This is a genomic window from Kineococcus indalonis (assembly GCF_009906395.1).
GTDB classification, from domain to species: domain Bacteria; phylum Actinomycetota; class Actinomycetes; order Actinomycetales; family Kineococcaceae; genus Kineococcus; species Kineococcus indalonis.
In genome coordinates, this window is sequence record NZ_JAAALM010000181.1 from 1 (window position 1) to 7,097 (window position 7,097).

The 7,097-nt window shown below is 77.5% G+C and carries 6 protein-coding genes and 1 pseudogene; 3 read left to right on the forward strand and 4 right to left on the reverse strand.

All coding sequences use genetic code 11. The features are described 5' to 3' along the window. Window positions 1–731 (forward strand): ZIP family metal transporter (locus GTR00_RS10630; protein ID WP_166611598.1); only part of this gene is annotated, 731 nt, incomplete at its 5' end. A 48-nt stretch (window positions 732–779) separates the two neighbouring features. Here GTR00_RS10630 and GTR00_RS10635 read toward each other — a convergent pair. Next, complete coding sequence (locus GTR00_RS10635; RefSeq protein ID WP_166611599.1) at window positions 780–1,769, reverse strand: SDR family oxidoreductase; 990 nt, start codon at window positions 1,767–1,769, stop codon at window positions 780–782. A gap of 61 nt (window positions 1,770–1,830) precedes the next feature. Here GTR00_RS10635 and GTR00_RS10640 point away from each other — a divergent pair, with 61 nt between their 5' ends. After that, entirely contained in the window at window positions 1,831–2,829 is a 999-nt protein-coding gene (locus GTR00_RS10640; RefSeq protein ID WP_323132390.1) for a helix-turn-helix transcriptional regulator, read from the forward strand. A gap of 98 nt (window positions 2,830–2,927) precedes the next feature. Here the strand turns inward: GTR00_RS10640 and GTR00_RS10645 are convergent, their stop codons facing one another. After that, a complete protein-coding gene (locus GTR00_RS10645; protein WP_166611600.1) occupies window positions 2,928–4,139 on the reverse strand; it encodes a right-handed parallel beta-helix repeat-containing protein in 1,212 nt (403 codons plus the stop codon). Between the two features lie 407 nt (window positions 4,140–4,546). Here GTR00_RS10645 and GTR00_RS10650 point away from each other — a divergent pair, with 407 nt between their 5' ends. Then, window positions 4,547–5,608, forward strand: a complete 1,062-nt coding sequence (locus tag GTR00_RS10650) for a ScyD/ScyE family protein (protein ID WP_166611601.1) — start codon at window positions 4,547–4,549, stop codon at window positions 5,606–5,608. 65 nt (window positions 5,609–5,673) lie between these two features. Here the strand turns inward: GTR00_RS10650 and GTR00_RS10655 are convergent, their stop codons facing one another. Then, window positions 5,674–6,516 (reverse strand): HpcH/HpaI aldolase/citrate lyase family protein, encoded by an 843-nt coding sequence (locus tag GTR00_RS10655; protein WP_166611602.1) that lies wholly within the window; start codon window positions 6,514–6,516, stop codon window positions 5,674–5,676. Window positions 6,517–6,767: 251 nt separating this feature from the next. After that, window positions 6,768–7,097, reverse strand: a pseudogene (locus GTR00_RS10660) (MFS transporter); the annotation flags it as partial.

Consider the following 7,097-nt stretch of genomic DNA (forward strand, 5'->3'; position numbering starts at 1 on the left):
CGTGGGGGCTGCTGGGCGGGGCGGCGCTGGTGATCGGTGCGGCCCTCGCCTGGTTCATCACCGTGCCCTCGAAGGTGGTCGCCGCCGTCATGGCGTTCGGCGCGGGCGTGCTCATCTCCGCGCTGGCGTTCGACCTGGCCCAGGAGGCCGTGGAGACCGGCGGCCTGGTGACCACGACCGTCAGCTTCCTGGTCGGCGCGCTGGTGTACGTGGCGGCGAACTCGGCCCTGGCCCGGCGCGGCGCCCGGCACCGCAAGCGTTCCGGCGACCAGCAGCCCTCGGAGTCCGAGCAGGGCGGCAGCGGCGCGGCCATCGCGATCGGGGCGCTGCTGGACGGCGTCCCGGAGTCGGTGGTGCTGGGCGTGGGCCTGCTGGGCGGCGGCGGGGTGAGCACGGCGGTGGTCGCGGCGGTGTTCATCTCCAACGTGCCCGAGGGGCTGTCCAGCGTGGCGGGCATGAAGCGCTCCGGGCGCAGCGCCGGGTACGTGTTCGGGGTGTGGGGCGGCATCGCGCTGGTCAGCGCGCTGGCCGCGGCGGTGGGGTACGCCGCGCTGGGTCCCGCCTCGCCGGGGGTCATCGCCGCGATCACCGCGCTGGCCGCCGGGGCGATCCTCACGATGATCGCCGACACGATGATCCCCGAGGCGTTCGAGCGCACCCAGGTCTACACCGGGCTCATCACGACGCTGGGTTTCCTCGTGGCGTTCGCGATCAGCCACCTGGGCGGCTGAGGCCCGCCCGCACCGCGCAGCACCGGTTCGGGCCCGGGCCCGGGCCCGTCACCGGTACCCGGTGGTGTCGGCCGGCCCGCCGGCCTCCTGCACCTGCGCCACGTACCGCCACCCGTCGGGGCGGCTGCCGTCGACGTCGTCGACGCCGTACTCGCGCGCCAGGGAACCGGAGTCCAGGGTGCGCCCGCTGAACCGGGCGCGCTGCGGGTCGGCGGCCAGCGCCGCCACGCACCGGGCGACGAACACCGGCGACTCGGAGATCGCGAAGTGCGGTTCCTGCGCCAGCGCGCCGCGCCAGTCCTCCTCGGTGACGCCGAAGGTGTCCAGCATCGCCTCCGAGCGCAGCCAGCCGGGGGTGAGGGCGACGGCGGTGGTGCCGTGCGGGGCGGTCTCGGCGGCCAGCGCCGTGGCCAGCGGGTGCGCGGCGGCCTTGGCCACGTGGAACGCCAGGGTCGTGCCGGTGCGGTAGCGGGAGTTGTGCTCGGCGGTGCCGTCGGTCATGAGCACCACCAGCCCCCCGGGGCGGCGCAGCACCAGCGGCAGCAGGGCGTGGGCGGTGACGACGTGCGACTCGATCCCCAGGCGCAGCATCCGCAGGCTGGCGCCCAGGTCGTGCTCCCACACCGGCTGCCCCCAGCCCAGCAGGTGGTCCCCGCCCCACACGCCGTCGACGAGGACGTCCAGGCGGCCGTGCGCGGCGTCCAGGCGGGCGGCGAGGTCGCGCACCTGCGCGGGGTCGAGGTGGTCGCAGCGCACGGGCACGCCGCGCCCGCCGGCGGCGTCCACGAGCGCGGCGGTCTGCTCGATCGTCTCGGGCCGGTCCACCTCCGAGCGGCCGGCGGCGCTGGAGCGCCCGCTCACCCACACCGTGGCGCCGGCGCGGCCGAGCTCCACCGCGATCGCGCGGCTGGCGCCGCGGGTGGCGCCGGCGACGAGGGCGACGCGGCCGGAGAGGTCGGGGGGGTCCCAGGAGCCCGCGCTCGGGCTGGTCGTCGGGCTGGTCGTCGGGCTGGTCGTCGGGCGCTGCTCGGTGGTCACGGCACCAGCGTCGCGGCGAAACCTGACAGCCGCCGTCAGGGTTGCGCGGCACGATGGCCCCGTGCCCCCCGAAGCGCGCTCCGAGCGGCTGGTGGCCCTGCTGATGCACCTGCAGCGGCGCCGCTCGGCCACCGTGCCGGAGCTGGCGCGCGCGCTGGACGTGTCGGTGCGCACCGCGCACCGCGACGTGGCGGCGCTGCGCGCGGCGGGCGTGCCGATCTGGACGGAGAGCGGGCGCGGCGGCGGGGTGCGGCTGGTCGACGGGTGGCGCACCGACCTGGGCGGGCTGACCTCGCGCGAGGCGGTGGCGCTGCTGGCGCTGGGGGCGCCGCGGGCGCTGGCCGCGCTCGGGCTGGGCGGGGCCGTGGCCGCCGCGCACGCCAAGCTGGCCGCCACCCTGCCCGCGGAGCTGCGCGAGCGCGCCGCCGTGCTGGCGCAGCGCTTCCACCTGGACGCGCCCGGCTGGTTCCGCGACGAGGACGACACCCCGGACCTGGCGGTGCTGGCGCGGGCGGTGTGGGAGCAGCGGCCGGTGCGCCTGGAGCACCGGCGCGCCCCGGGCGCCGACCCCCTCGAGCGGGTCCTGGAACCCCTCGGCCTGGTCCTCAAGGCCGGTGTCTGGTACCTGGTGGCGCTCAGCGGGGGCGAGGTGCGCACCTACCGGGCCGGGCGCCTGAGCGGTGCGCGGCTGCTGCCCGGCCGGTTCGAGCGGCCGGGGGGTTTCGACCTGGCCGCCTGGTGGGCGGCCTCGGCCGCGGCGTTCGAGCGCTCCCTGCGGGGCGTGCGCGTCAGCGCGCTGCTGTCCCCGCGCGGGGTGCGCGCCCTGCCGGCGGTGCTGGGGGTGGAGGTGGCCGCCGAGGCGCTGGCCGGTGCGGGGGAACCCGACGGCCAGGGCTGGCGCCGCGTGGAGGTCGGCCTGGAGGACGTCGAGGTGGCCGCCGGGCGGCTGCTCGCGCTGGGTGCGCAGGTGCGGGTGACGGCGCCGGAACCCGTGCGCCGGGCGCTGGCGGAGCTGGCCCGGCGCGTCCTGGCCGCGCACGAGGACGCGGCCGGTCGCTGAGACCCGGTCGCCGGGGCCGGTCGCTGGGGGCGGGGCCCCGGACGCGCACGACCCCGCCCGGTGGACCGGGCGGGGTCGCTCCCGTGGCTGCCGGAGCGTCAGGCGCAGCGCTCGATGGGCAGGGCGCTGTTCGAACCGCAGTGGTTGCCCTTGATGACGATGCCCTCGCCGGGGCCCTGGATGAGCGGGGCGTAGGGGTTCGGCTGGCTGACGAAGACGTCGGTGGGGGCGTTGCCCTTCAGGCGGTTGCCCTTCACCGTGACGTGCTCGACCTTGCCGGGCGGGACCGCGCCGGCGGGGTTGGTGCCGGGCGGGGAGTCGAAGCTGATGAGGGACACGCCGCCGGAGGGGAAGTTCGTCGGCGCCTGCCCGGCGGGCACGACCGGCACGTTGCCCGTCAGCGTGTTGCCGGAGACGTTGACGTGGTCGGCGTTGGTGACGGCGATGCCGGTGCCCGAGACGAGCTGGGAACCGTCGCGGCCCACGACGCAGTAGCGGGTGTTGTCGGCGACGTGGTTGCCCTTCACCGACCAGTCGCCGCCCACGACGTGGCGGGAGGTGTCCGGGATCTCGGTGGCGGAGTCGTCGAAGACGAGCACGCCCACGCAGTTGCCGCTGATCGTGTTGCCCTTGATGACGCCGGTGCGCGCCTCGCGGGCGAACACGCCGATGTTGTAGTTCTTCACGGTGTTGCCCGCCACGGTGGCGTCGGCGTGGGCGGAGTCGCCCACGGAGATGCCCGCGGTGCCGCCCAGGACGTCGCCGCCGCGCACCACGCCCACCTCGACGTTGTCCTTGATGGAGACGTCCGTGGAGTCCGCGGCCAGGATGCCGTACCGCTCGTGGCCGGTGCCCCTGGTGGCCTTGACCTCGAAACCGTGCGCGCCCCAGGTGACGATGCCGTTGGCGGGGTGGTTGCGGGTGGCGAGGTCGCGCACCTTCACGGGGCGGTCGGGGTTCAGGAAGAACAACCCGGACACGTTGTCGGCCAGGGTGGTGTTCAGGTCCTCGGCGTCGGCGGTGTTCTGCGCCTCCAGGCAGGGGTTGGAGCTCACCGCGGGCAGGTCCGCGACGGTGTTCCACTCCGGCCAGGTGATGGTGGTGCGCTCGCGCCCGGCGCCCTTGACGGTCAGGCCCTTGCCCACGACGCACACGGCCTCGCGGTAGGTGCCCGCCGCGAGCTGGATGGTGTCGCCGGACCTGGCCCTGTCGACCGCGGCCTGGATCGACTGCCCCGGCTTCACCGTCCACGTCCTGGCCCCGTGCCCGTGGCGCTGCACGGTGCTGTCCGCGCTGTCCGCCGCGGCCACGCCCGCGGGGAGAGTGACCGCGAGCAGCGCGCCGGCCGCCCCGGCCGCTGCGAGGCGCCGCAGAACCCGGCCGCCCGTCACCCTTCCCGTCGTCCCTGCTGTACGCATGTCGGCCCTTCTCGATGCCCGGTCACGACCGCGCGGACGCTCCCGCGCGCCGTCCCGGGGATGCTGGCAGGGCCGCCCGCGGCCGGGGGCGCGCCCGCGCGGTCCGAGCAGGTTCCTGACGTGCGAGGGCGGTTCCTGACGTCCCGGCCGCGCGGGTCTTCCCCCGGGGCCCCGTCCCCCGGTAGGGGACCCTGGCGCCGCTGCGCGGGTCGGGAGTAGCCTCCGGCGCCGGACGGGGTCGACGGGGATCCCGGTCAGGGTGGGAGGACCCGATGACGCACCGTCTCAGGGCAACATCCGTGATCACCGCCGCGCTGGCGGCCGGCGCGTGCCTGGCCGCGCCCGCCGCCGGCGCCGCACCGCACGACGAGCACGGCGACCCCGTGCGGGTCGTCGCGCAGGGCCTGGACGACCCGATCGGGCTGTCGTACCGCAACGGCAAGTTCTACGCCGCCGAGAACGCCAGCGGGGAGGTCAGCGGCGTCGTGCCGGGCGGTTCCGGCCCCAGCGTCCGCGCGGCGGGCTTCACCGCGCCCACCGGCGTGGACCGCACCGCCACCGAGCTGCTCACCGTCACCGGCGAGGGGGAGGGGCCGGGCTCCTCGACCCTGCACGTCTCCTCGCCCGGCGTGGGCCCGCGGCCCCTGGCGGACCTGGCCGCGCACGAGCTGGCCGAGAACCCCGACGGGCAGCGGCAGTTCGACGAGGCGGGCGAGGCGCTGGACGCCCTGAGCAACCCGTTCGCCGTCCTCGGCGGCCGCGGCGGCGGGACGGCGTACGCGTACGTCGCCGACGCCGGCGCGAACGCCGTGCTGTCCGTGGACCGCGACGGCACCGTCCGCTCGTTCTTCGTCCCCGACCTGGTCACCACCGGCGCGTGCGAGGGCGCCGAGAACAACGACCCCGAGCACGCCGGGTGCGACGCGGTGCCCACCGGCCTGGCGTGGGGACCGGACGGGAACCTGTACGTCTCCGGGCTGTCCGGGGAGGTGCCCGGCGAGGGCCGCGTCTACGTCGTGGACCCGGTCTCCGGGGAGCTGCTGGAGGAGGTCAGCGGTTTCGACGGGCCGACCGGCGTGGCCGTCGGCGACGACGGCGCGCTGTACGTCTCCGAGGTGCTGGCGGGCCTGCCGCCCGAGGGGCCCGGCCCGGACACCGACCTGACGGCCATCGGGCGCATCGTGCGCGTCGACGCCGACGGGCAGCGCTCGACGGCGCGGGTGACGATGCCGCTGGGCCTGCGCTGGGCCGACGGGGCCCTGCACGCCACCGCCCGCAGCCTGTGGGCCGCCGCCACCGGCGAGACCGGCCAGGGGCAGGTCGTGCGCGTGGACGCCTCCGCGTTCAGCGCGGAGGACTGAGGCACCGGGGCGGGCGCGGCCGGGGGGACCGGCCCGCCCCGGCGCTCACCGCGGCCGGGGGGCGCTCACAGCGGCTGGATGCCGAACGCCTGCGCGAGCTCCTGGATGCGCCGCGCCCGGCCCAGGCGCGGCAGGTCCGAGCCGTCGCGCACCACGCCGCCGCTCTCCTCGAAGCGGGTGATGACGTCGTGCGCCCACGTGGCGTCCGAGGCCGTGGGGCTCATCACCTCGTTGATCACCGAGGCCTGGTCGGGGTCCAGGCACAGCTTGCCCATCATGCCCAGCGAGACGCCCACCGAGGAGTTCTCCCGCAGCTCCGGGTGCCCGCCGCCGACGGTGGGGCCGTCCACGGGGCCGGGCAGGCCGCCGATGCGGCTGGCCACCACCAGGCGGCTGCGCGGGTACGCCATCGCCAGGTCGTCGGCGCTGGCGCCGGTGTCGCGGCGGTAGTCGCCCGAGCCGAACGCCAGGCGGAACGCCCCGCGCGCGCATGCGATGGCGCGGGCCTCCTCGATGCCCAGCGCGGACTCCACCAGCGCCACCACGGGCGTCTGCCCGCCCAGCGCCTCGAACGTGTCGGTGACCTGCTCGGCGGCCTCCGTCTTGGCCAGCACCACGCCCAGCAGGTTCGGGGTGCCGCGCAGCTGCTCGACGTCGTCGCGCCAGTGCGGGGTGGTCACGTCGTTGATGCGCACGAACGCGCGCCCGCCGGCGCGCAGCCACTCCACGACGTCGGCGCGCGCGGCGTCCTTGCGGCGCGGGTCCACGGCGTCCTCGACGTCCAGCACGACCTGGTCCGCGCGCGAGCGCGCCGCCCCGTCGAACAGCTCCGGGCGCGCGGCGTTGACCAGCAGCCAGGTCCGCGCGTAGCGCGGCTCGACGACGTGCACGCCCCTGTCGGCGCTCATCCCGATCTCCTCACCCGGCCGGGCCGGTGCCTCGGGCCGGCGGACCGCCGGCGCCTCCCAGCCACCGACCGTAGCGGCCGCCCCCGCGCGACCGGGCCCGCCGGCGCCGCCGGACCGGCGTGAGTTCGCGCACGGTGCGCCGCCCGCCCGGGGTGCGCGGCGGGCCGGCCGCGGGCGCGGCGACGGCCCCGGAGCGGGCTGCTCCGGGGCCGTCGCGGGGGCGCTCGCGCCGGGGTGCCGGCGCGGGGGCGTCAGTTCTGCGCGCCGAGCCGCTCGGTCTCCTGCGCGCCGGCGGCGCCGGTCGCGCCGGGGGCGGCGACGTGGCCGGCGTGCCGGCCGCGCGGGGCGGCGGCGTCCTCGCCGAGGGCCGCCTCGATGGAGGCCTCGTCCAGGCCGAGGTCGCGCAGCTGCTCCACCGCCGCGTCCAGGGCCGCCTCGCGGCGGGCGGTCTCGGCGGCCAGCTCCTCCACGGAGCGCTGGGCGGCCTTGGCCGCCTGCACGCCGCTGCGGATGCGCTCGGCCAGCTCGCCCGCGGCGGGCGCGTCGGCCGGCACGCCGGCGCCGCGGCCGGCGCTGCGGGC